We start from the raw sequence: 23648 nt of genomic DNA, 5'->3' as shown, positions 1-23648 counted from the left end.
CCGATGCGCGGGAGCGCGCAACGGATTTCCGCTCAGAAAGCGCGGCGGTAAATACCGAGCACGTCTTCAAGGCTCATATCGACCGGATTATTATCCATCAGCCGGCGGATGGCGTGCGCATCCTCGGCGTAGCGGGGAAGATCGGCCTCAGTCGCGCCATGCCGTGCGAGCGACATTTCGATACCGAGCCCGACACAGAAATCGGTTGCCGCCTTGCGCAGATCATCAGGTGAAAGATGTTCGCGAAGCCCGAGCGCTCCCGCCACTTCCGCCGTCTTCGCCGAAACCGAAGGCTGGTTGAAGGCCAGAACATGCGGAAAGACGATGGCGTTTGCCAGCCCATGCGGCAGGTTGAGAAGCGTGCCGAGCGGATAGGCGATGGCGTGGCCGGCCGCCGTATTGACCGGGCCGAGGCAGATGCCGCCATAATAGGAAGCGAGCATCATGCCTTCCCGCGCCTCAGTATCCGCGCCATCACGAACGGCGCGCGCCAGATATTTGCCGACCAGTGCAAAGCCCATGCGGGCGAAACCGTCGATCATCGGATGGGCCTTGCGGTTGGTGAAGGCTTCCACGCAATGGGCCATGGCATCCACCCCCGTTGCCGCCGTTACGGCCGATGGCACGGAATAGGTGAGTTCCGGATCAAGCACGGCGAAATCCGCGATCAGATAAGGGCTTTCGACCGCGATCTTGCTGCCTTTCACCGGGTCTGTGATGAGCGAGCGGATGCCGGCCTCCGAGCCGGTGCCGGCGGTGGTGGCGATCTGCACCAGCCGTGTGTCGCGCCCGGCAACCCTGTTCGGTCCGGCCACGTCTTCAAGCGACTGGCTGGAATTCCAGAGGGCGGCGACCAGCTTCGCCACATCCATTACGGAACCGCCACCGAGGCCGATGACGAGATCGGGTTGGGCAGCGCGCGCCGCGGCAAGGGCGGCATCGAGCGTTGCGGTGTCGGGCTCGCCGGGAATGGCGTCGAAGATCGTGAAAGGGCCCTGCAATTGCAGCCGTTCGGCAAATTTTGCCGTCAACGGTGTGGCGATAATCAGGGTCGATGCGGTTTTTCCCGCCCAGGTGCCGACCTGTGAAATGGTGCCAGCGCCAACGGCGAGCCGTCGTGGCTGGTGGATGAGAATGGGAGCTGTCGACATGATGCTCATTCCTTCCGCTCCTTGCCCGCCACGAGCCTGCGCGCATAGGCGATCGCCTCTTTCATGTTGCCGTGATCGGCGATGCCCTTGCCGGCGATATCGAAAGCCGTGCCGTGATCGACGGAGGTGCGGTCTATCGGCAGATCGACCGAGACATTGACGGCGGTGTCGAAAGCGACAAGCTTGATCGGGATATGGCCCTGATCGTGATATTGCGCGACGACGAGATCGAAAGCGCCGGAATAAGCCCGATGGAAAACGGTATCGGCGGAAATCGGTCCCTGCACCTCGATGCCTTCGGCGCGTGCGGCTGCGACTGCCGGTGCGATCTGGTCGTCATCCTCGGTGCCGAACAGGCCATTTTCACCACAATGTGGATTGATGCCGGCAACCGCGATGCGCGGCCGCTCGTAACCGATGCGCTTCAGATGCGCATTGCCGGCACGGATGGTCGCCAGCACCCGCTCCGTCGTCGCGCGGCGAATGGCTTCCTGCAGGGAGACATGAGTGGAAACGTGAATGACCTTCAGCCGTTCGGAGGCGAGCAGCATATAGGCGGCCGAGGAGCCGGTGAGGCTTCGCAACATGCCGGTGTGCCCGTCATAATGATGACCGGCGAGGTTCAAGGCTTCCTTGTTGATCGGCGCGGTGACGATGCAGCCGATTGCGCCCGCTTCGGCATCACGAACGGCCTTTTCGATAAAGCGGAACGCGGCGTCTCCGGCCACTGGCGACAATGTACCCCAGGGCAGCGGCGCGCCATCCACGGGCAGGTCGACCACGCGCTGAGAAAGATCGATATCAACGCCGAGCGCATCCCGCGCCGCTTCCAGCGTGGTGAGGTTGCCGTAAATCCGCGTCGCCACGCGATCCGGGGCAGACATTTCGGCGAGCGCCCGCACCGTGATCTCGGGGCCGACACCGCAGGGGTCGCCCATGGTGATGCCAATGATGTTGCTCATCTTTGTCTCCCGTCGTTCTTGTTAGCCCAGCCGGGCGCCAGCCGGACATATTTGATTGCGCGGCGATGATAGGTGTAGCTCGCATGCAGCGTACCGTCCGGCGCTTCCAGAAGCCACGGATAGGACATTTCCAGATTGCGTCCATCGGTCGAATCGTTCGAAAGGCAGGTGCCCGGCCCGTCTTCGATCAGGATCCGGGTGGTAAAACTGCGCCCGCCATCGTCGGACAGGCGGATCGAAACCGGCGCGCGCGGCACGCCCCAGACCGGCACACAGCCGCCGCTCGGATCGGCATCCGGCCTGTCGTCTTCTTCTCCTAGCTCGTCATAAAGCGAGGCGCGGCGATCGCTCGACTGCGCGGCGTTGACGGGGTTGCAGATCATGGCCAGCCTGCCATCGTTCAGCCTGATGATCGCAATGGAGGAATTATTGTTGGGCACATCGGTCGGCTGCGGCTTTGACCACGAGCGGCCGCCATCGGCGCTTTCCGTGCGAAAGACGAAATCGGCCTGACGGCGGCGGAAGAAGGCGGCGTAGTGGCCATCCGTCACCGCGACCAGGCTCATATGCACGCAGCCGGTCGATTCCTCCAGTTCCTGCAATTGCCAAGTCGCGCCATTGTCCGTGGATATGCCGAGCGCTGCCGTATCGTGGCTGCCGTTCCATTTCTGGCCGGGGCGTTGGACGCAGCGGAAGATCGGCAGCAGCCAGGCGCCGTCATCGCGGATGCGAAGCGGCGCGCGGATGAAGCAGCCCTGCGGGAGATCGAGAAAACGTCCTTCGTCGGAAATAAGCTTTTCCGGTGCAGTCGCATCGCGGTGGATGCGTGCCATGCGAATGCGGCATTCATCCTGATTGCCGGAGGGTTGGGCTGTGTGAAACAGCCAGAGAACGCCATCCGGCGCAGTGAAGAGGACCGGGTTCTGTTCGGAATGGGCGGGGTCGTGGCTCAGGCGCTGCGGCGGTCCCCAGCGGGTTGCGCCCGCTGTCAGCACGGATGCGAAAATCGAAATATCCGATTTTCCTTCCAGCGTGCCGCCGAACCAGGCGCAGAGCAAGGTGCCGTCATCCAGAAGGTGCAGGAAGCTCGCATGGTTCTGGATCATGGGTGACGGCAGGAACGCTTCCTGCCGGTTTTGCGACACGGCATGGATGGCTCCGGTCATGGCTTGAGCGATGTCGTCAGGGGTCATCGTGGTCTCCTCTTGTCTCGATGAAAATGACATATTCAAAAAGTTGTCAAGTTTATTTGATGAAAAGAAAGGATCCTGTATTTTTGATTTTCTGAATTAAATAATTGTTTTTAAATAATAAAATTAATGGATTTGGCTTGAATAAAAATCGCATTCGAAAAATAAATTGACAAAAAATGCGATAACGTCGATGCTCTGCTCACGGGTGGAGGAGACAATCATCCGCATGTCATGCTCCTCAATACAGGAGACGGGGATTTTTCAGATGCCCCTTGCGGCGCGCCGCCATGTTGCTGAATTTCTGAATCTGGGAGGAGAACGGAATGAAGAAGTCATTGATTGCGGGCGCCCTTGTCTTGGGTTCCCTCAGCGCCGCGGTTTCGCCGGCGCTTGCGGCATCGGGGCCGATCAAGATCGTGCTGGCGGAAGAAGCTGATCTGCTTGAACCCTGCATGGCGACCCGCTCCAATATCGGCCGCATTATCATGGAAAATGTCAGCGAGACGCTGACCGAGCTTGATGTGCGCGGCAAGAAGGGTGTTCAGCCGCGCCTTGCCGAGAAGTGGGAGCAGAATGCCGATGGCAGCTGGCGTTTCCACCTGCGTGAAGGCGTGAAGTTTTCCGATGGCACGGCATTCGATGCCAAGGACGTCAAGCACAGCTTCGAACGCATCATGAGCGACAAGAACGCCTGCGAATCCCGTCGTTATTTCGGCGGCATGACGGTGACCCCGTCGATCGTTGATGATCACACGATCGACTTCAAGACCGACCCGGCGCAGCCCATTCTGCCGCTCTTGATGTCGCTTGTCACCATCGTTCCCGAAGAAACCAAGATGGAATTCATCCGCGAGCCTGTTGGCACCGGGCCTTACAAGCTGACCAACTGGACACCGGGCCAGCAGATTGTCCTCACAGCACGCGACGATTATTGGGGCGCCAAGCCGCAGGTGACGGAAGCGACCTATCTTTTCCGCGCCGATCCTTCGGTTCGCGCCGCCATGGTGCAGACCGGTGAAGCCGATCTTTCACCTTCCATTTCGCAGCTCGACGCTACCAATACGAAAACCGACTTTTCCTATCTCGACAGCGAGACGGTCTATATGCGTCTCGATCACAATATTGCGCCGCTGAACGATGTGCGGGTGCGCCGCGCACTCAACCTTGCCATCGACCGGCAGGCCTTCCTCGGCACGCTTGTTCCGGAGGGTGCCGTGCTGGCCACCGCGCTCGTTCCGCCGACCACGCTTGGCTGGAACCCCGACGTCAAGGTCTTCCCCTATGACCCCGAGGGCGCAAAGAAGCTGCTTGAGGAAGCAAAGGCTGCCGGTGTGAAGGTGGATACGCCGATCACCATCATCGCGCGCACCGCGAATTTCCCCAACGTCACCGAGATCATGGAGGCGATCCAGCAGCAATTGCAGGATGTCGGCTTCAAGATCGACCTGAAATTCGTGGAAGTGGCCGAGCACGAAAGCTATTACTCCAAGCCCTTCAAGGAAGGCCGTGGACCGCAGATCGTAGCCGCCATGCACGATAATTCCAAGGGCGACCCGTCCTTCACCATGTTCTTCAAATATGCCACCAAGGGCACGCAGTCGGGCTTCTCGGACAAGAAGGTGGACGATCTGATCGAACGTGCATCCGCAGCCGTGGGTGACGAGCGCGCCAAGCTCTGGTCGGAACTCATCGCCTATCTGCACGACGATGTGGTGGCGGATGTGCTGCTGTTCCACATGGTCGGCTTCTCCCGCGTCTCGGAGCGGCTGGACTTCAAGCCCACCATCGCCACCAACTCGATGCTGCAGCTTTCGGAAATCGGCATCAAATAAGACCCCGCGTCTTGTCAATTGAGAAGCGGCGGCGCGGCGAAAGCTTCGCCGCCGCATTGAAAAACCGGAGGCAACCATGCTGAGCTTCATCCGAAAACGTTCCGTTGCGAGCCTGATCTCTCTGATCGGCCTCATCGTCATGGTTTTCTTCCTGTCCCGCCTGACGGGAGACCCGGCCGCACTGTTTCTGCCGGTGGAAGCTTCGGAAGAGTTGAAGCAGCAGTTCCGGGCGCTGCACGGGCTGAACGATCCGCTGATGGTGCAGTTCCTGCGTTATGCGGGCGATGTGATGACGGGTGACCTCGGCGAATCGCTCAGGAAAGCCCGCCCGGCGCTGGATGTGGTGCTGGAGGCTTTCGTCTGGACGCTGTGGCTTGCGGTCATCACCATGTCGCTCGTCACCACCGCCGCCATCGTTGTCGGTTCGCTTGCGGCTTTCCGCTCCGGCGGCTTCTTCGACCGCATGGCCTCGAGCATCTCGCTCATCGGTGCATCCGTTCCGGATTTCTGGCTGGCGATTGTCGCTATCGTCGTATTCTCCGTCAATCTCGCCTGGCTGCCCACGTCGGGCACGGGCTCCGTGCTGCACTGGATATTGCCGATTGCGGTCCTGTTCGTGCGCCCCTTCGGCATTATCGTACAGGTGGTGCGCGGCTCGATGATCGGCGCTTTGTCCTCGGCCTATGTCAAAACGGCGCGCGCCAAGGGCGTGAAGTCGGGTCCGATCATCTTTATTCACGCCTTGCGAAACGCCATGCTGCCGGTCATCACCGTCATTGGCGACCAGGCGGCAAGCCTTCTCAACGGCGCCGTCATCGTCGAAACGATTTTCGGTTTTCCCGGTGTCGGCAAGCTGATGATCGATTCCATTCTTCAGCGCGATTTCAACGTCGTGCTGGCCGCCATTCTCGTGACCGCGCTGGCGATCTTCCTGATGAATCTTCTGATCGATATCGCCTATGCGCTCCTCGATCCGCGTATCCGGCACTGAGGAGGCCGTTCAGCCATGAGCCTTTCCAGCGCCGACACCGAGATCATCGCCGAGCCTTCCTTCGCAACACGCATGCTGCGCATGTTGTGGGCGGATAAATTCGCGCTCTGCGCCGCGATCTTTCTCATCATCGTCGTTATCCTCGCTTTTGTCGGCCCGGCATGGCTTGGCGATCTGGCGACGAAACAGAACCTGCGCGGGCGCAACCTCGCCCCGTTCGACTGGCAGCGCGAGTGGTATTTCTGGTTGGGAGCGGATGCGCTCGGCCGTTCGCTTCTCGCGCGCATTGTCGCCGCCACGCAAAATACGATGATGATCGCGGCCGGCGCGGTGCTTCTTTCCGCCATCACTGGCACCGTGCTCGGGCTGATCGCCGGTTTTTCCTCCAACCGTGTCGGCCAGATCATCATGCGGCTCGCCGATGTGATCATGTCGTTCCCGTCGCTGCTGATCGCGGTCATCGTGCTTTATCTGCTCGGCTCCTCCATCCTCAACCTGATGCTGGTTCTCGCCATCACCCGCATTCCCGTTTACATCCGCACCACGAGGGCGGAGGTGCTGGAAGTGCGCGAGCGCATGTTCGTGCAGGCGGCTAGGGTCATGGGCGCATCGGGCAAACGCATCCTGTTCCGCCACATCCTGCCCGTCGTGTTGCCGACGCTGACGACGCTTGCCACGCTCGATTTCGCCTATGTGATGCTGGCGGAAAGCGCGTTGTCCTTCCTCGGCATCGGCATTCAACCGCCGGAAATCACCTGGGGCCTGATGATTTCGCAGGGGCGGCAATATCTCACCAATGCCTGGTGGCTGTCCTTCTGGCCGGGACTTGCCATCATCCTTACCACCCTGTCGCTCAACCTGCTTTCCAACTGGCTGCGCATCGCGCTTGATCCCGTGCAGCGCTGGCGGCTGGAAATGAAAGGCCGCAAGCATGGCTGACCATCTTCTCGACGTGCGCAACCTTTCCGTGGAGTTCCACACCGCAAGCGGTGTCGTCCATGCGGTGAAGGATGTCTCCTACCATATCGACCGTGGCGAAACGCTGGCCATCCTCGGCGAAAGCGGTTCGGGCAAGTCGGTATCGTCCTCGGCCATCATGAACCTCATCGACATGCCGCCCGGGCATATCAGCGGCGGTCAGATATTGCTCGACGGCCAGGACCTTCTGACCATGCCGGCCGAAGCGCGCCGCGAGATCAACGGCCGGCGTATCGCCATGATCTTTCAGGATCCGCTCAGCCATCTCAATCCGGTCTATACCGTCGGCTGGCAGATCCGTGAGGCGATGACCACCCACGGCATGGACAAGGCAAAGGCCGAAGCGGAGGCGAGGCGGCTTGTCGCCCGCGTCGGCATTCCCGACCCGGACGGGGCCTTGAAGAAATATCCGCATGAATTTTCCGGCGGCCAGCGCCAGCGCGTCATGATCGCCATGGCGTTGGCGCTTCGGCCCGACCTCCTGATCGCGGATGAACCGACCACCGCGCTTGACGTGACGGTGCAGGCCGAGGTGCTTTCGCTGCTCAAGGAATTGCAGCGGGAAACCGGCATGGCCGTGCTCATCATCACCCACGATCTCGGCGTCGTCGCCGAAATCGCCGATCGCGTCGTAGTGATGGAAAAGGGCGTTCTGGTCGAGGCCGGCACGGTTCGCGAGGTCTATCGCAATCCGCAGCACCCCTATACCCGCAAGCTCATCAGCGCCGCACCCGGCAGGGGCGACATGCACGAGCCGCAGGCGGCGGGCGAAGCGCTGCTCAGCGTGCGTGATGTGCGCAAGCGTTACGGCGCCTTCGAGGCGCTGAAGGGCGTTTCCTTCGACCTCATGGAAGGCGAAACCATCGCGGTCGTCGGCGAAAGCGGTTCCGGTAAGTCGACGCTGGCGCGTATTCTCTTGCGGCTGGATGAGCCGGATGCGGGCAGCGCCTTGTGGAAGGGGCGCGACCTCTTCAAGCTTCCGCCTGCCGAACTCTTTGCGCTCCGGCGCGATTTGCAGATGGTGTTTCAGGACCCCACCCAGTCGCTCAATCCTCGCATGACGGTGTTCCAGCTGATTTCCGAGGCCTGGATCATCCATCCGGAGATATTGCCCAGAGCAAGATGGCGTGAGCGGGTTGCCGAATTGCTGCATCAGGTGGGTCTCTCACCGGAACATATGCGTCGTTATCCGCACCAGTTCTCCGGCGGCCAGCGGCAGCGGATCGCGATCGCCCGCGCATTGGCGCTGGAACCGAAGCTCATCATCTGCGACGAGGCGGTCTCGGCGCTCGACGTTTCGGTTCAGGCGCAGGTTATCGCACTGCTGGACAAGCTGCGCCGCGAAATGGGCCTCTCCTTCATCTTCATCGCGCATGATTTGCCGGTGGTTCGGGATTTTGCCGATCACGTCATGGTCATGCAACGTGGAGAGGTTGTGGAGTTCGGCACCGTCCGACAGGTGTTCGAAGCGCCGCGCGAGGCCTATACCCGTGCCCTTCTATCCGCGAGCCTCGATCCCGACCCCGATATGCAATCTCAGCGTCATCCGGCCGTCGCCGGCAACGCCATCGGAAATTCAAGCGGAGTTCTTTCATGAGCAAACAAGCTTTCGTCGCGCTCGTCACCTGTTTCAACGAGGACGAAACCATCAATTACGAAGCGACCCGCGCACAGGTGCGCCGCCAGGTGGCGGCCGGCAACAACATCATGTGCGCCGGCACCAATGGCGATTTTACCGCGCTGACGCATGCGGAAAAAATCCGGCTGACGGAAGAGGTGGTGGATGAAGTTGCAGGCCGTGCCAAGGTCATCGTGAATGCCGGCATGCCCGCCACTTTCGAAACCCTGCAACTTGCCAAAGCCTTCGACCGTATCGGCGTCAACGGTATCGCCGTCATCACGCCCTTCTTCATCGCCTGCACGCAGGACGGCTTGATCCGCCATTTCTCGACGGTGGCCGACGCCATTGAAACACCGGTCTATCTCTATGACATTCCCGCCCGCACCCAGAACCACATAGAGCCGGAAACCGCCCGCAAACTCGCCACCCACGGCAATATCGCCGGCATCAAGGATTCCGGCGGCGCGCAGCAGACGCTCGAAGCCTATCTTCAGGTGGCAAAGGAGATGCCCGGTTTCGAGGTTTATTCCGGCCCGGATCACCTCGTTCTCTGGTCGTTGCAGAACGGTGCCGCAGGCTGCATTTCCGGCCTTGGCAACGCGCTGCCGGATGTGCTGGCCGGCATTCTCAATGCTTTCAACGCCGGTGACATCACCGAGGCCGAACGCCAGCAGGCAATCTACGCCGACTTCCGCACCGATCTCTATACCCTCGGCTTCGCACCGGCCATGGTCAAACGCTCGCTTTATCTCCAGGACCCATCCGTCGGCGCCAGCCGCCAACCTGCCCTTCTGCCGGATAAAGCGCAGGATGAAAAAATCCTGGAAATCCTGCGGCGTTATCAACGGATCTGACGCTGCTATCGAATGTGACGCGCACCCCTGCGGATTGTGCGCGTCACCTTAAAAATATCTGCGAAAACGGCCAGAAGCCGATGCATTTCCCGAGCCTCATCCATGACGAATAATTTGTGACACAAACACGAAATTCCCCTTGTCAGTCACGCCATTGATGTTTAAGAGGAGCGCGCAACGCAAGCGTTCGCGCATGCGGAGAGGTGGCAGAGTGGTCGAATGCACCGCACTCGAAATGCGGCATACCTGCAAGGGTATCGTGGGTTCGAATCCCACCCTCTCCGCCATAGTCAAACGCTGATGCGTGATATTCCCTCCCCCCGAATTAGTTGATTTCATTCGATGCCGTGCTGAAGCATGCAATGTGCTGGCCCCACGGGACGCGTTTTTTGCGTTATGCTGGCTGATGAGAATATGCCTCGAACATATGTTGTCGACGGAAAAAATGGGGCGACGATAAGGAGCGGTGGGGACTGCTGAGAACGTATGTTCATATCCGCCATTGCCTCTCGCGGCGGAGGCGCTATCATGATTGTGTTGTAGGACGTTAAGCTTTGGGAGGAGCGATACGTGAGACGGATGTGGCCAGACGACTTTGCCTTTCTGCTGGACGGTGCGGAAGAGGTTGACCTGCATATTCCATCGGCGGCACAGGATGATAGTTCGCCCGGAGAGGTGGTATCCAGGAAGGCTTTGAAAAGCCGTATCAGCCAGCAGGATTTTGAGAAGATTTGGCATCTGGCAGAGGCCCGTTACCGGTTGAATGGCCGGTTTTCGGGCAAGGCGATTACGCTGATCGCCAACAATCCTCATTACCAGAAATGGCATCCCTCCGACGGTGGCAGCGTTGAGAGTGTCTCCGATAGCGGTCAGAAATATACGACGAATTATGTAATCGTGCACTTTCTCTTGGATGATGTTCGCGAGCCTGTCGAAGTGTGAAGCCCGCAGGGCTGGTTCCTGGCAGTGAGTGGTCGAGTGGCCTGGAAAGCGATATGTCGTGAGGCAACGTCGCGTTCCGGTGCGGAACAGAATCAGGCGGGCGCTATCGCTGTTACCGGCGTTTCTTGCGGCGGCCATTGCTGGAGTGCTTGCCGACCTGCCTCGGTCAAGCCATACACTCCTCTGTCGAGCCGCTCAAACCAGCCATAGACGTTGGCCAGCAGAATCTTCCCGGCATCCGGGACGCTTGATCTGATTTCACGCACACGCATCGGTCCAGTTGCGAGAGCCAAAGCGCAGCCGAGCGCCTGCTGGCGATAGGCGGTCATTATAGGCGCGCGTGTGCTTCCACCGACGGCCGGATCGCCGCGTCGCCTTTGGTGTTCACGCATAAGCCTCGAACGCCGTTTCGGATTGGTTCGTGGCATCGGTGTTACGGAGTTGACGATAATGCTGACGTCTCCAGCATCGGAAATGCCGAGCATGCCGACGCCGAGCCTGCGGCAGAGATCGCGGTAGCGTTTGTCAGCCTCGCGGCCTTTACCCCTGGCTGAAACTCTGGCCGCGATCCAGACCTCGTCCGCTATAGTGGCGCGATCGACGGCCTGCAAAATGAGTTCCAGATTGAAGCTGAGCTTTAGCTCGCAGACCACGACCACGGAGGAATCCGTATCGCTCAAGCCAACGAGGTCACAGCCGCCAACTTCGCCTTTGACAGTGTAACCCGCCTTCTCAAGGAAGCCTTTGACGGGCAGATAAAGCGAAGTTTCCATGTGCCTGCAGGTTTGAGTGAATATTTGGCCCCTTGAATACATCTATCCGCCTGCGCAGGACAACCATTATAGCCGCAGACGCGGTAATAAGTTGGTGGCGGTGGCGGTGTCGAGACGCGCGCCTTTCGCCCGCGGTGCTGGCTGACCGTCGATGCAGACGGCCTTCACAAAACGGATAGGTCGCAAGGCAGCTTTCTTGGAGCTTTGTCGATCGTTCCAATATCAGCGCGGGGAGCTATATCACTTACCTTTTGCTAAGGCGCATGCGTTCTATGATGTGCCTGCCTGAGCCTTCCACATGGCGTGCTATCGCATCAGCTGCGCCTTCCGCATCCTGCGCTTTGACGCAGGCTATAAGTTCTCGGTGTTCGGCCAGCACGTTGGCCTGGCGACTGAGGGAGGTCGGAAATCCTCTGCTAATCGCCCAAAGGATGTGGCGATGACGCACCCAGAGTTCCACGGCATGACGATTGTAGTGCCGATTGTACATCAGCTGATGGAACTGCAGGTCGAGGTTGGAGTGAGCCATCTCGTCGCCGAAGTTCATCTTTTCGATCGCTCCCTGCAGACGCTCCAGTTCGGCGATGTCGCTGTGCGTGGCAATGCTTACGAACCAGCGTGTGAGCGCAGGCTCGATCAGCACTTCGATTTCGCAGATGTCACGTACGAAATCTTCGTCGATCGGCCTCACGCGTGCGCCCCGGTTGGGGCTCATCACGACGAAGCCCTCACCTCGAAGCTGTTGCAGCGCCTCGCGGATCGGGTTGGTTGATGTCCCAAGCCGGGTTGCGAGTTCGGCAACCTTCAGCCTCTCATTGGCTTTGACGCGACCGGAAATGATGTCGTCACGCAAGCGCTCGTAGATCGAGGCGCCAGCTTCATCACTCGGTTTCGCGTTTTCCGTGTCGGTTGTTTCCAGCTTTAAAATTGTGCTCATGAGGTTGCTTTTAATCCATTTTCTTTCCCGTCGCCAATAGCAAAACGTAAAGAGCGTACATCGCTGTTGACAAATAATGTACGATCTGTGAGTTATCGTGTGATGTGTGCCCGGGGAGGGTGCGTTTCGGGAGAGCCGATATTCGGCGGGAGGAGAATTTATGAGCTATCAGCGTGTGCTGAATCGACTTGGTGTGTCTGCTGCAATCGTCACGGTCGCACTTTCGGCTGGGTTGTTTCCGACGTGGGCGGCAGACTACAAACAGGCGCCCGCGCTTGAGGAGCAGGTGAAGGCGGGTACATTGCCTGCCGTGGCTGAGCGGCTGCCGGAAAATCCGTTTGTCGAGACGATGGTGGACGGTGTCGGCAAGTATGGTGGTACGTTGCGGACGACCATTCTGGCGAACGGCGATCAGTACAATCTGACGCGAACGATTGCCAACGAACTGCTCGTCAGGTGGGATCCCAAATGGAGCAAGGTGGAGCCGTCGCTGGCCGAAAAATTCACCGTTTCCGATGACGCCACAACTTACACTTTCACGCTTCGCAAGGGCCTGAAGTGGAGCGACGGTCAGCCTTTCACCGTCGACGACATCATGTTCTGGTACGAGGATGTATTCATGAACCCGGCGCTTTCGCCGGCCAAGAATCCTACCTTCACGGTCGCTGGCAAACCCGTCAAGGTTCGTAAAATCGATGAGCAGACGGTAGAGTTCAAGTTTGACTCGCCTTACGGCCTGTTCCTGCAGCAATTGGCCTATGGTCAGGGGCATCTGCCCGTCATCTATCCGAAGCACTATCTCAGCCAGTTCCATGAGAAGTACAACAAAGACGGCATTCCGGCTCTGCTGAAGGCCAATCCGGCGGCAGGGGACTGGGTCGCACTGTTCAACTCCAAGGTCTCGCTGACCTTTCAGCCGGCATATTGGCAAAACCTCGAATTGCCGACGCTCAATCCCTGGATTCTGACCATTCCCTATGCGGATGGCGAACGGGTCGCAGCAAAGCGCAATCCCTATTACTGGAAGGTCGACAGCGAGGGTAACCAGCTGCCCTATATCGACAATGTGACCTGGGCAAAGCTGGACGATCCGCAGTTGATGGCGTTGAAGATGACATCCGGTGAGTTCGACTTTGCTTTTCGCCACATCAACAACGCGACTTTCAAGTCGGTGCTGTTTGATGGCCAGGAGAGCGGCAACTTCCGCTTCGTCGACGTCAAGGACCTGCCGGCCAACGATGCGGTCATCCTGCTTAACCTCAACTCCACCGATCCCGTGAAGAGGAAGGTTTTCCAGAACAAGGATTTCCGCATCGCGCTCAGCCATGCGATCAACCGGCAGGAGATCATCGATCTGGTCTATGTCGGGCAGGGCGCGCCAGCCCAGGTGGCGGTGCAGCCCGAGAACGAACTGTTCAACGAGAAGGAAGCGACGCAATACACGGAATATGATCCGGTTGCGGCCAATGCCGCGCTCGATGAGATCATGCCGAACAAGGATGGTCAGGGGTATCGTCTCGACGAGACGGGCAAACGCTTCACGATCAATTTCATGGTGGCGGATGCCTTCGGCCTCTCCTATCCCGACATCATGCAGATGGTGCAGGAATATGCCAAGAAAGTGGGCATCGACATCCAGATCCGTACCACTGATCGCGCGCGTCTGAATTCGATGTGGAACGCCAATGAGCAGGATGCCTATATCTGGAACTGCGTCGGCGGGCTGAATGAGGTTTATACCGATCCACGTTGCTACATGCCGTTCCAGAAGGCGGACATCTTCTTCGCGGTAAAGTGGGCCGAATGGTATGCCAATCCGCAGACTGGCGAGGAACCACCGGCCGAGATCAAGGCTCTGATGGCTGCCTATGACAAGGTCAATGCGTCGTCCAGCGATGACGATCGCAAGGCGCGGATGAAGGAATTCCTGACGCTTTCGGCAGAAAACTTCCTGAATATCGGCATTTCCCGCCCGATGCCCAAATATATGATGGTGTCCAAGGATCTGAAAAATGTCGTGAACGGCATTCCGATCACCGGCAACCTCTGGCACCCGGCACCGACCCTCTCGCAGTGGTACTTCGAAAAAGCCCAATAAACGATCCCAGAGATCCTGGCCGGAAGCATGAAGCTTCCGGCCACACCACACCCCGAAATGGTCATTGCTCATGCTTCGCTATATCGCCAAACGGCTGGTGTTCGCTATTCCGACGCTGCTCGCCGTATCGATCATCGCCTTTGCCATCATCCAGTTGCCACCGGGCGACTATCTGACGACGCTTATGGCCGACTGGGCTGCCCAGGGCGGCGCGGTCGAGGCCGGAACGCTTGCCGCCATGCGCGAGCGCTACGGTCTCGATCAGCCGATGTATTTCCAGTACTATAAATGGATGGCAGGTATCGTCCTTCGCGGCGATTTCGGTATTTCGTTCGAGCTTGGCAAGCCGGTCACGGAGTTGATCTGGAGCCGTCTGGGTTTTTCCCTGCTGCTGTCGGTCCTGACCCTCTGCTTTGTCTGGGCAGTGGCAATCCCGATCGGCATCCTCTCGGCGGTGCGGCAATATTCGATCTCGGATTATACGGCGACCTTTCTCGCCTTCTTCTTCCTTGCCGTGCCCGACTTCCTCATGGCGCTCTCCGCCATGTATTTGATGTCCGCATGGTTCGGTCAGAGTGTCGGCGGGCTGTTTTCTCCCGAATATGCCGATGCCGCCTGGAGCCTCGGCAAGCTTTCTGATTTCGCCAAACATGTCTGGCTGCCGGTGATCGTGATTGGCCTTGGCTCGCTTGCAGCTTTGGTACGGATCATGCGCGCCAACCTGCTCGACGAACTCTCCAAGCCTTATGTCACCACCGCACGCGCCAAGGGCATGTCGGAATTCGAGCTTCTGATGCGCTATCCGGTCAGGCTGGCACTCAATCCGCTCATCTCGACGCTCGGCTGGATACTGCCGGCCGTCATTTCGGGCGAGATCATCGTCTCCGTCGTCATGAGCCTGCCGACGACCGGTCCGCTCCTGTTGCGCGCGCTTCTGGCCCAGGACATGTACCTTGCCGGCTCCCTCATCCTCCTGATCTCCGTTCTCACCATTATCGGCACGTTGATCTCCGACCTCCTGCTCGCGCTGACCGACCCGAGGATTAGACTGCAATGACCGACATGACCCAGATTCCCTCCGACACGGATGCCGTTGTCGATCTCCGCGGCAAGGACTTGGCCGTTGCCGGCCAGTGGCGCCTGTTCTGGCTGAAGTTCAAGAAGCACAAGATCGCGCTGGCCAGTCTCGTTGTCATCGCCTTGATGTATCTCGTCGCGCTGTTTGCGGAGTTCATCGCACCGTTCGATCCGAACGCCACCAATGCGCGTTTCACCTATGCGCCGCCGCAGGGCCTTTCACTGATCCACGATGGCGCGTTTATGCCGCATGTCGATCAGCTTAAGATGACGCTCAACACCCAGTCGATGCGGCGCGAGTTTTCTGCGGATCCGGCCAAGCCGATTGCCGTCGGCTTCTTCGTGCCGTCCGATCCCTACACGCTTGCCGGCTTCATTCCCATGAAGACCAAGCTGTTCGGCCTCGTTGATGCGCGCCCGGGTGACAGTCTTTATGTGTTCGGTGCCGATCGCCTGGGCCGCGACATCTTCTCTCGTGTCGTTTATGGCGCGCGCATCTCGCTTTCCATCGGCCTTGTGGGCGTTGCCATGAGCCTTGTGCTTGGTGTCACCATCGGCGGCATCTCCGGCTTCTTCGGCGGCTGGACGGATGTGGCGATCCAGCGTGTCATCGAACTCCTGCGGTCCATACCGACGATCCCTCTGTGGATGGGCCTTGCGGCCGCAATCCCGGTCGGCTGGCCGCCGCTCAGGACCTATTTCGTCATCACGCTGATTGTGTCGCTGCTCGGCTGGACCAGCCTTGCGCGAGAGGTACGAGGCAAATTTCTTTCCCTGCGCAACGAGGATTTCGTCACCGCAGCAAGGCTCGACGGGATGAGTGAACTCGGCATCATATTCCACCATCTCGTGCCGTCCTTCATGAGCCATATCATCGCAACCGTGACGCTCGCCATTCCGACGATGATCCTGGCGGAAACAGCCCTGTCCTTCCTCGGCATCGGGCTTCAGCCGCCCATCATCTCCTGGGGCGTTCTTCTGCAGGAGGCGCAGAACATTCGTGCCGTTGCGCAGGCACCCTGGCTGCTCTTCACGCCGGCCGCGGCCATCGTCATCGCGGTGCTTTCCCTCAACTTCCTTGGAGACGGACTGCGCGATGCGGCCGATCCCTATGAGAACACCTGATGACCATGACAAATGATACAATACTCAGGGTTGATGACCTGCGCACCTACTTCACGACGCGCACCGGCACCTTCAAGGCGGTCGACGGTGTGTCTTTCGAGTTGAAACGCGGCAAGACGCTCTGCGTGGTTGGTGAAAGTGGCTCCGGCAAGTCGGTTACTGCGCGCTCGATCCTGCAGATCGTCGACAAGCCGGGCAAGATCGAAGGCGGCTCCATCGTCCTGACGCGCCAGGACGGATCGACTGTCGATCTTGCGAGGCTCGATCCCCGCGGCAAGGAGATTCGTGAGGTTCGCGGCCGGGAGATCGCGATGATCTTTCAGGAGCCGATGAGTTCGCTGTCTCCCGTCCACCGGATCGGTGATCAGATCGGTGAAGCCTTGCGCATACATTTCGGCACGCCGAAACTCGAGCGCCGTGAGCGTGTTCTGGAATTGCTCAAGCAGGTGGAAATCCCGCGGGCGGAACAGGCGATTGATCGCTACACATTTGAATTTTCGGGTGGCATGCGCCAGCGGGTAATGATCGCTATGGCGCTCGCCTGCAATCCGTCGGTTCTGATAGCCGACGAGCCGACGACAGCGCTTGATGTGACCACCCAGGCGGAAATTCTCGATCTCATCAGGAAGCTGCAGCAGAGCCACGGGATGGCCGTGATCTTCATCACCCATGACATGGGCGTGGTGGCAGAGATCGCAGACGAAGTGCTCGTCATGTATCGCGGCCGCGTGATGGAACATGGCAGCGTTGACGAAGTCTTCCACGCACCGAAAGATGATTATACCAAGCGGCTGATTGGCTCGGTCGTGCGACTGGAAAGCAAGGCCGACATCAGGTTGAAGCGTGCCGCGATCCCGGCGGATGCGGCGCCGCTGCTTGAAGTCAGCGACATGTCGCTGACATTTCCATCCGGCGTTAAAGCGGTAAACGGTGTTTCACTCACCGTCCGTCCGGGCGAAACACTCGGTATTGTCGGTGAGTCTGGCTCGGGCAAGACGACGATGGGGCGCTGCCTGCTGCGTATCTATGATCCCGAAGCCGGGAATATCAACTATCGCCGCCCGGACGGAAACGTCATTGACTTGAGGACGGCGAGCAGCTCGCAGCTGAAGGAGGTTCGCCGCGAGGTGCGGATGATCTTCCAGGACCCGGTCGGATCGCTCAGTCCCCGCAAAACGGTTGCGCAGATCATTGCCGAACCGCTGAAGCTTGCCGGCATGAAGGGCAGGGAGCTGGACCAGAGGGTGGCGGAGCTGATGGAACAGGTGGGTCTGGAGCCTGCCTGGCGTGAGCGCTACCCCCATGCCTTTTCCGGCGGCCAACGCCAGCGCATCGGCATCGCACGCGCCATCGCCATCAAGCCAAGGTTGATTGTCGCCGACGAGGCGACCTCGGCGCTCGACGTCTCGCTTCGCTCGCAGATTCTCGATCTGATGATGAAGCTGCAGGACGAGCTTGGCCTTTCCTACGTCTTCATCTCCCACGATATGTCGGTGATCCGTTACATGTGCGACCGCGTTGCCGTGATGTATCGCGGACAGATCGTTGAGGCCGGCGATACCGATCAGGTCGTCAACAATCCGACGCACGACTACACCCGTGCGCTGCTCTCCGCCATTCCCCATCCAGACCCGCGCGATCGGCGTTTGCACAGCCGTGTGCGCTATGTCGCGAACCATGCATTGAACGGATAAGTCATGAAAATCACAGATGTCAAAGTCATCGTCTGCTCCCCCGGCCGCAACTTCGTCACGGTGAAGATATTTACCGACGAAGGGCTGACCGGTGTTGGTGATGCGACGCTCAACGGGCGGGAAAAGGCGGTCGTCGCCTATCTGGAGGAACATCTCGCACCGCTTCTGATCGGCCGAGATCCGTCCCGCATCGAAGACATATGGCAGTATTTTTATCGTGGTGCCTATTGGCGTCGCGGTCCGGTGACGATGGCTGCGATCGCCGGTATTGACATGGCGCTGTGGGACATCAAGGCCAAGGCCGCCAACATGCCGCTCTATCAGCTTCTCGGTGGCGCGAGCCGTGACAGGGTTCTCTGCTATACTCACGCGCAGGGAACCAACATTACGGAGGCCGTCGAAGCGGTCGGCAAGCGCATCGATGAGGGTTACAGGGCGGTTCGCGTCCAATGCGGGATACCGGGTCTGCCCGATGTCTATGGCACCGGTGCCAAGACGGTGACAAACAACGCCGTGGATGACGCCGTCCCGCATGAGGAAGTCTGGTCCACCTCAAAATATCTGCGTCATATACCGAAACTGTTCGAGGCTGTGCGCGAGGCGCATGGCTGGGACGTGGAGTTGTTGCACGACAGCCACCACCGCCTCACACCGATTGAGGCGGCAAGGCTTGGCAAGGATCTGGAATTCGCCCGGTTGTTCTGGCTGGAAGACACAGTCGCAGCCGAGCATCAGGAGGGTTTTCGTCTGATCCGCCAGCATACGACGACGCCGCTTGCCGTCGGCGAGGTCTTCAACACGATATGGGATGCGCGACTGCTGATCGAGGAGCAGCTCATCGACTACATTCGCACCACCTGTGTTCACGCGGGTGGTGTTACGGCCCTGCGACGCATCATGGATTTCGCCAGCATCTACAACGTTCGTACCGCCTGCCATGGCGCAATGGACATGTCGCCGATCTGCCTCGGCGCCAACCTGCATCTTGATCTCTGGGTGCCGAATTTCGGTATCCAGGAATATTCCGGCTATCTGCCTCAGATCCTCGAAGTCTTCCCCGGCGCATGGAGCCTCAGCGACGGTTACCTGCATCCCGGTGAGGCGATCGGCCACGGCGTCGACATCGACGAAAAGCTTGCCGCCAAATTCCCTTACGAACGGGCCTATCTACCCGTGAACCGTCTCGAAGACGGCACGCTCTGGCATTGGTAAGCGACGCGAAGGGGAGATAAGACAATGAAGATCACCACCATCAAGACCTATGCCGTCAAGGTCGGCATTCGCAACCAGCTTCTCGTCAAGATAGAGACGGATGAGGGTATTTTCGGCTGGGGTGAAAGCGGGCTTTCGGGCCGGGAAAAAGCCGTGGTCGGGGCGCTGGAACATTATGCGGAATTCCTCAAGGGGCAGGATCCATTCAAGATCGGCGCGCTCTGGCAGGAAATGTATCGCAGCCAGTATTTCGAGGGCGGGCGCGTGTTGCAGGCGGCGATTTCGGCGATCGATATTGCGCTCCACGATATCAAGGGTAAAGCGCTTGGCGTCCCGGTCTATGAATTGCTGGGGGGCAAGCAGCGTGATCGTATTCCCACGTTTGCGACAACCTTTGCTGCACCGGGGCCGGAAATGATCGACCAGGCAAAGATGCTGATCGATCATGGCTGGACGGCCATGCGGCTTTCTCCTTCGGGGCATGAAGAGAAAGAGATCTACGAGCCGCGTGAACATATAGCAGCGACGGCGAAATGGCTGGTGAAGGCGCGTGAGGAGCTGGGCGAGGATATCGTGCTCGGCATCGATTATCACCACCGGTTGACGGTCGCGGAGGCCGCAAGCTTTTGCCAGAAGATGCCATCCGGCACGCTTGATTTCCTGGAGGAGCCTATCCGGGCCGAAAGCCCCGAGGCCTATGAAGCATTGCGGCGGATGACTGACGTGCCCTTCGCCATTGGCGAGGAGTTCTCATCGAAATGGCAGTTTCAGCCCTATATCGAGCGGGATATCCATCAGTTCAACCGCCTCGATGTCTGCAATGTCGGTGGACTGACGGAATCGATGAAGGTGGCCGCATGGAGCGAGACCCACTATGTCGACATGATGCCGCATAATCCGCTTGGACCCGTCTGCACGGCTGCGACCGTGCATTTCTGCGCGGCCGTTCCGAACTTCTCCTGGCTTGAGACCCGCAACAGCCCGGCAGAAACCCATCTTGGTTTCGACAATTCGGATTTCTTTCCCGTCCAGCCGAAGCTCGAAGGTGCGTTCTACCCGGTTTCTGATGCCCCTGGTCTTGGTATCGAGGTAAATGAAGACCTGCTGGCCAAACAGAGTTTCGAGTTTTGGGAGGCGCCACATCTGAAACGTCGCGATGGTTCGGTGACGAACTGGTAGCCTGCCTCCATGGTCGGCCGCCAACCGGCGTCTTCTGGACGCCGGTTCCGAACTCTTTCCAGCGGTATTCTGTCAGCGGTTGTGAACGGGCTAGCCATCGGGTGATGACGATGGCAACATCTTGGCTGCGGCCGTCGGCGTTTATTTGATGCCGAATCCGAGGCGACGCAACGTGTGGCTCAAATCCGCGCGGCCCTTCAGCGCCTCGGCATCCTGCACGCGTTTGGCAATGGGAGCCGTCCAGCCATTTTGCGGCAGCCCCTGCTTTTCCTGAAACACTTTCAAAACTTCATCGTAAGCATTGAGGTCATCCCCTCCCGCTTCCGAATAGGTCTCATGAAAGAGAATGGATGATTGCGGCAGGCGCGGTTTCACATCGGTTTTCGCCGCAGGGTCGGGATAACCGACCGTAAGGCCAAAAACCGCCACCGTCTCGGGTGGCAGGTTCAGTTCACGGGACACGTCTTCCGGTCTGTTTCGAATACCACCCACATAGCAGGAGCCAAGTCCGAGTGAATCGATGGCGGCAACGGCGTTCTGCGCAGCCAATGCTGCATCAATGGCGCCGATAAGGAAGCTTTCCAGATAATCCAGCCCTTCGCCCTTGTTGCCATGGTTGGAAGCAACGGTTCGCAGGCGCTTCAGGTCAATCAGCCAGATGAGGAAGACAGGCGCATCTTTTATGTGGCCGTTACCACCCGTGAAGTCTGCAAGCCGCGCCTTGCGATCCTTGTCCTGAACCGCCACGACGCTCCACGCCTGAAGATTGGACGAGGTCGGCGCGGATTGAGCGGCTGCGACCAGAAGTTCCAGGCTGCCTTCCGGCAGTGCCTTGGGCAGATAAGCGCGCGCGGTTCGATGGTTTAGCAAGGCATCGATGGTGTCGTTCCAGAAAGGGGGAGAAAAAGCTGCCTGTGCCCCGTAACGGGCCTCGACCCGCTGCTGTGGGATTTCCAGTTTGGTGATCGAGCTGGGCAGGGTCATCGTACGAAACTCCGGAATGTTGGGAGTGGAGGGCAGGGCCGGATGGGGGCCGGGGAAGGTGGCTAAGCGCCTGTGACTTGATATGCTGTGCGAGGTCCTGTGCCGAGCAATGTCTTACTCATTCGCGTTTTTTCAGTGAAACAACATTTCCAAGCGAAGTCCCAGACACGTGCGGTCGAGATTTCCTTTTATCTCGCCGTGCTGCGAAGAAACGCAACGGCGATCCAAGGCAGTCCTGTAATTCAGCACAAATTCTGGTGCCTCGCCGCGCACGTATTGGAATAAAATTCTGCAAGAAATGTTTTCTTTGTGGGATGAGAAGAATTTTCTTCTTAGGAACGCGCCGCTTTGCCCCGATGCTTTCGTCATCGAAACGACGTTTTCAAACGGGGATTTTCATGACGATAGGACGCCGCCAGTTCAACAAAATGCTTCTTCTGGCAACGGCAGGGACGGCCCTGCCAGGCTCGTTATTCGCTGCAAGCAGCGATGCGAGCCGGCCCGTGTCCGGCGGCACCCTCAAGCTGCTTTATCGTGTTGATCCCGGCAACGCGCTTTTTGCCATCAACACGTCGTCCGGCACGGGGCAGGCGATCGGTCCGAAGATCGTCGAAGGTCTTCTGACATTCGATTTCGACCTCAATCCGCAACCTTTGCTGGCCACGGAATGGTCCGTTTCGGATGACCATCTTCGTTACACTTTCAAACTTCGCCCAAATGTAAAATGGCACGATGGTCAGGATTTTACCTCGCAAGACGTCGCGTTTTCGATTTTCCGCCTGAAGGAAGCCCATCCGCGCGGCCGCATAACCTATCAGAATGTCGAGGCGGTGGAGACGCCGGACCCCTTGACCGCGATTATCGTTCTTTCCAAACCGGCGCCGTTTCTGATCGCCGCGCAATCGAGTTCGGAATCGCCGATTGTGCCGAAGCATATTTTTGAAAAGCTGAAGCCCGCCGACGGCCAGACGCTGCAGACCGCGATTGGCACCGGTCCCTTCAAGCTCACCGAATGGACACCGGGAAGCCATCTGATCTTCGAACGAAACCCTGACTATTGGGATGCGGGCAAACCTTATCTCGATCGCATCATTCTGCGCATCATCACCGATCCGGCTGCCCGGGCCGTGGCACTGGAAACGGGTGAAGTCGATATTGGCGACAACCCGGTTCCGCTGGCGGATCTCGAACGGTTGAAACAGAACCCCGATCTCGTTCTGGACACCAACACCTATGCCTATGCGGGTCCGCAGCAACAGCTGTTTTTCAATTACGATAACGAAATCTTCCGCAAGAAAGATGTCCGCCTTGCCATTGCCAAGGCGATCAATCTTGATGAAATCGTCAATGTGGCGCTTTTCGGTTATGCGCAGGTATCGCCGAGCCCCGTCAGCACAGCCCTACCGAACTGGTACGACGCATCGGTCAAGGCCCATGGCTATGATCCCGGGCAAGCGGAAAAACTGCTCGATGCGGCGGGATATCCCCGCAAGGACGACGGCAAACGTTTTGCAGCGCGTTTGACCTATAATTCCTATCTCGCTCCCGGCTTTGCGGATGTGCTTCGCAACCAGCTCGAGAAGATCGGCGTCGCCGTCGAAATCCGCAAATACGACCTGCCGACCTATCTGAAGACGGTCTACACGGATCGCGCTTTTGATCTGGTAGTGGAATCCCTTTCCAACACTTTCGATCCGTCGCTCGGCATCCAGCGCGCCTATTGGAGCAAGAATTTCAAGATCGGGCTGCCCTTTTCCAACGCGGCCAACTACGCCAATCCCGAGGCGGATGCGCTTCTGGAGGCTGCGGCCATCGAGCCGGATCCGAAAAAACGCTGGGTGATCTGGAGCAAGTTTCAGCACCTCATCCATAACGACGTCGCCTCGGTCGATCTGGTCGCGGCGGGAAGCCAGATCGTCGCGCACAAGCGGGTCAAGAACTACGTCACCGGCGCGCAGGGTCTCAACTGGAGTTTCGGCGATCTGTGGCTCGATCCCACCGCCTGAAACCCACATCTGAAATCAGGATTTGCCAGGAGGATACGC

At 58.8% G+C, this 23648-nt stretch carries 19 protein-coding genes and 1 tRNA gene; 14 read left to right on the top strand and 6 right to left on the bottom strand.

What is annotated here, in order from left to right:
- Window positions 1-32 precede the first annotated feature (32 nt).
- From FY152_18615 to FY152_18605, 3 genes are read right to left on the bottom strand one after another with little or no spacing between them, the layout of a single operon-like run.
- Window positions 33-1160: an iron-containing alcohol dehydrogenase gene (locus tag FY152_18615; GenBank protein ID UXS34162.1), complete on the bottom strand. Its 1128-nt coding sequence runs from the start codon at window positions 1158-1160 to the stop codon at window positions 33-35.
- A complete protein-coding gene (gene pdxA / locus FY152_18610) occupies window positions 1157-2113 on the bottom strand; it encodes a 4-hydroxythreonine-4-phosphate dehydrogenase PdxA (GenBank protein UXS34161.1) in 957 nt (318 codons plus the stop codon). The genes FY152_18615 and pdxA overlap by 4 nt, the downstream gene beginning before the upstream one ends.
- A complete protein-coding gene (locus FY152_18605; protein UXS34160.1) occupies window positions 2110-3306 on the bottom strand; it encodes a glycosyl hydrolase in 1197 nt (398 codons plus the stop codon). The genes pdxA and FY152_18605 overlap by 4 nt, the downstream gene beginning before the upstream one ends.
- Before the next feature lie 323 nt (window positions 3307-3629).
- On the opposite strand from FY152_18605, the gene FY152_18600 reads away from it, so the two are divergent.
- The 7 genes from FY152_18600 (at window position 3630) to FY152_18570 (ending at window position 10524) form a co-directional block, all read left to right on the top strand.
- Window positions 3630-5138, top strand: coding sequence for a peptide ABC transporter substrate-binding protein (locus tag FY152_18600; protein ID UXS34159.1), 1509 nt, complete (start codon window positions 3630-3632; stop codon window positions 5136-5138).
- Between the two features lie 76 nt (window positions 5139-5214).
- The gene (locus tag FY152_18595) at window positions 5215-6129 is read left to right on the top strand and encodes an ABC transporter permease (protein ID UXS34158.1); all 915 of its coding nucleotides are present in this window, start codon (window positions 5215-5217) and stop codon (window positions 6127-6129) included.
- Window positions 6130-6144: 15 nt separating this feature from the next.
- Window positions 6145-7068, top strand: a complete 924-nt coding sequence (locus tag FY152_18590; GenBank protein ID UXS34157.1) for an ABC transporter permease — start codon at window positions 6145-6147, stop codon at window positions 7066-7068.
- Entirely contained in the window at window positions 7061-8704 is a 1644-nt protein-coding gene (locus FY152_18585) for an ABC transporter ATP-binding protein (protein ID UXS34156.1), read from the top strand. Before FY152_18590 ends, FY152_18585 begins: the two co-directional genes overlap by 8 nt.
- Window positions 8701-9582, top strand: coding sequence for a dihydrodipicolinate synthase family protein (locus FY152_18580; protein ID UXS34155.1), 882 nt, complete (start codon window positions 8701-8703; stop codon window positions 9580-9582). Before FY152_18585 ends, FY152_18580 begins: the two co-directional genes overlap by 4 nt.
- Window positions 9583-9779: 197 nt before the next feature.
- Window positions 9780-9869, top strand: a tRNA-Ser gene (locus FY152_18575).
- Window positions 9870-10161: 292 nt separating this feature from the next.
- Window positions 10162-10524 (top strand): hypothetical protein, encoded by a 363-nt coding sequence (locus tag FY152_18570; protein ID UXS35108.1) that lies wholly within the window; start codon window positions 10162-10164, stop codon window positions 10522-10524.
- 92 nt (window positions 10525-10616) lie between these two features.
- On the opposite strand, the gene FY152_18565 is transcribed toward FY152_18570, so the two are convergent.
- Window positions 10617-11297, bottom strand: a complete 681-nt coding sequence (locus FY152_18565; GenBank protein ID UXS34154.1) for a DUF2161 domain-containing phosphodiesterase — start codon at window positions 11295-11297, stop codon at window positions 10617-10619.
- Between the two features lie 244 nt (window positions 11298-11541).
- Complete coding sequence (locus FY152_18560; GenBank protein ID UXS34153.1) at window positions 11542-12234, bottom strand: GntR family transcriptional regulator; 693 nt, start codon at window positions 12232-12234, stop codon at window positions 11542-11544.
- A gap of 160 nt (window positions 12235-12394) precedes the next feature.
- Between FY152_18560 and FY152_18555 the strand changes: the two genes are divergently transcribed.
- The 6 genes from FY152_18555 (at window position 12395) to FY152_18530 (ending at window position 20619) form a co-directional block, all read left to right on the top strand.
- On the top strand, window positions 12395-14332 hold the full coding sequence (locus tag FY152_18555; GenBank protein ID UXS34152.1) for an ABC transporter substrate-binding protein: 1938 nt from the start codon (window positions 12395-12397) through the stop codon (window positions 14330-14332).
- A gap of 70 nt (window positions 14333-14402) precedes the next feature.
- The gene (locus FY152_18550) at window positions 14403-15389 is read left to right on the top strand and encodes an ABC transporter permease (protein ID UXS34151.1); all 987 of its coding nucleotides are present in this window, start codon (window positions 14403-14405) and stop codon (window positions 15387-15389) included.
- Window positions 15386-16534: an ABC transporter permease gene (locus FY152_18545; GenBank protein UXS34150.1), complete on the top strand. Its 1149-nt coding sequence runs from the start codon at window positions 15386-15388 to the stop codon at window positions 16532-16534. Before FY152_18550 ends, FY152_18545 begins: the two co-directional genes overlap by 4 nt.
- Window positions 16534-18228 (top strand): ABC transporter ATP-binding protein, encoded by a 1695-nt coding sequence (locus FY152_18540; GenBank protein ID UXS34149.1) that lies wholly within the window; start codon window positions 16534-16536, stop codon window positions 18226-18228. The genes FY152_18545 and FY152_18540 overlap by 1 nt, the downstream gene beginning before the upstream one ends.
- Before the next feature lie 3 nt (window positions 18229-18231).
- Window positions 18232-19440 (top strand): D-galactonate dehydratase family protein, encoded by a 1209-nt coding sequence (locus FY152_18535; GenBank protein UXS34148.1) that lies wholly within the window; start codon window positions 18232-18234, stop codon window positions 19438-19440.
- 24 nt (window positions 19441-19464) lie between these two features.
- Window positions 19465-20619, top strand: a complete 1155-nt coding sequence (locus FY152_18530) for a mandelate racemase/muconate lactonizing enzyme family protein (protein ID UXS34147.1) — start codon at window positions 19465-19467, stop codon at window positions 20617-20619.
- A gap of 141 nt (window positions 20620-20760) precedes the next feature.
- On the opposite strand, the gene FY152_18525 is transcribed toward FY152_18530, so the two are convergent.
- Entirely contained in the window at window positions 20761-21603 is an 843-nt protein-coding gene (locus tag FY152_18525) for an NADPH-dependent oxidoreductase (GenBank protein ID UXS34146.1), read from the bottom strand.
- A 398-nt stretch (window positions 21604-22001) separates the two neighbouring features.
- Between FY152_18525 and FY152_18520 the strand changes: the two genes are divergently transcribed.
- Window positions 22002-23609, top strand: a complete 1608-nt coding sequence (locus FY152_18520) for an ABC transporter substrate-binding protein (GenBank protein UXS34145.1) — start codon at window positions 22002-22004, stop codon at window positions 23607-23609.
- Window positions 23610-23648: the final 39 nt, after the last annotated feature.

The organism is Agrobacterium tumefaciens (assembly GCA_025560025.1).
In the GTDB taxonomy this organism is placed as follows: Bacteria; Pseudomonadota; Alphaproteobacteria; order Rhizobiales; family Rhizobiaceae; genus Agrobacterium.
Note: the sequence above shows the minus strand (reverse complement) of the source record. Positions and strands in the feature narration are given on the sequence as shown.

Excerpts from the sequence above, each read along its gene's own strand:
- FY152_18615 (UXS34162.1), bottom strand. The coding sequence starts at position 1,160 with ATGAGCATCATGTCGACAGCTCCCATTCTCATCCACCAGCCACGACGG.
- FY152_18565 (UXS34154.1), bottom strand. The coding sequence starts at position 11,297 with ATGGAAACTTCGCTTTATCTGCCCGTCAAAGGCTTCCTTGAGAAGGCG.
- FY152_18555 (UXS34152.1), top strand. The coding sequence starts at position 12,395 with ATGAGCTATCAGCGTGTGCTGAATCGACTTGGTGTGTCTGCTGCAATC.
- FY152_18545 (UXS34150.1), top strand. The coding sequence starts at position 15,386 with ATGACCGACATGACCCAGATTCCCTCCGACACGGATGCCGTTGTCGAT.
- FY152_18595 (UXS34158.1), top strand. The coding sequence starts at position 5,215 with ATGCTGAGCTTCATCCGAAAACGTTCCGTTGCGAGCCTGATCTCTCTG.
- FY152_18525 (UXS34146.1), bottom strand. The coding sequence starts at position 21,603 with ATGACCCTGCCCAGCTCGATCACCAAACTGGAAATCCCACAGCAGCGG.
- FY152_18580 (UXS34155.1), top strand. The coding sequence starts at position 8,701 with ATGAGCAAACAAGCTTTCGTCGCGCTCGTCACCTGTTTCAACGAGGAC.
- FY152_18540 (UXS34149.1), top strand. The coding sequence starts at position 16,534 with ATGACCATGACAAATGATACAATACTCAGGGTTGATGACCTGCGCACC.
- FY152_18560 (UXS34153.1), bottom strand. The coding sequence starts at position 12,234 with ATGAGCACAATTTTAAAGCTGGAAACAACCGACACGGAAAACGCGAAA.
- FY152_18600 (UXS34159.1), top strand. The coding sequence starts at position 3,630 with ATGAAGAAGTCATTGATTGCGGGCGCCCTTGTCTTGGGTTCCCTCAGC.
- FY152_18590 (UXS34157.1), top strand. The coding sequence starts at position 6,145 with ATGAGCCTTTCCAGCGCCGACACCGAGATCATCGCCGAGCCTTCCTTC.
- FY152_18535 (UXS34148.1), top strand. The coding sequence starts at position 18,232 with ATGAAAATCACAGATGTCAAAGTCATCGTCTGCTCCCCCGGCCGCAAC.
- FY152_18550 (UXS34151.1), top strand. The coding sequence starts at position 14,403 with ATGCTTCGCTATATCGCCAAACGGCTGGTGTTCGCTATTCCGACGCTG.
- FY152_18520 (UXS34145.1), top strand. The coding sequence starts at position 22,002 with ATGACGATAGGACGCCGCCAGTTCAACAAAATGCTTCTTCTGGCAACG.
- FY152_18605 (UXS34160.1), bottom strand. The coding sequence starts at position 3,306 with ATGACCCCTGACGACATCGCTCAAGCCATGACCGGAGCCATCCATGCC.
- FY152_18570 (UXS35108.1), top strand. The coding sequence starts at position 10,162 with ATGTGGCCAGACGACTTTGCCTTTCTGCTGGACGGTGCGGAAGAGGTT.
- FY152_18585 (UXS34156.1), top strand. The coding sequence starts at position 7,061 with ATGGCTGACCATCTTCTCGACGTGCGCAACCTTTCCGTGGAGTTCCAC.
- FY152_18530 (UXS34147.1), top strand. The coding sequence starts at position 19,465 with ATGAAGATCACCACCATCAAGACCTATGCCGTCAAGGTCGGCATTCGC.
- pdxA (UXS34161.1), bottom strand. The coding sequence starts at position 2,113 with ATGAGCAACATCATTGGCATCACCATGGGCGACCCCTGCGGTGTCGGC.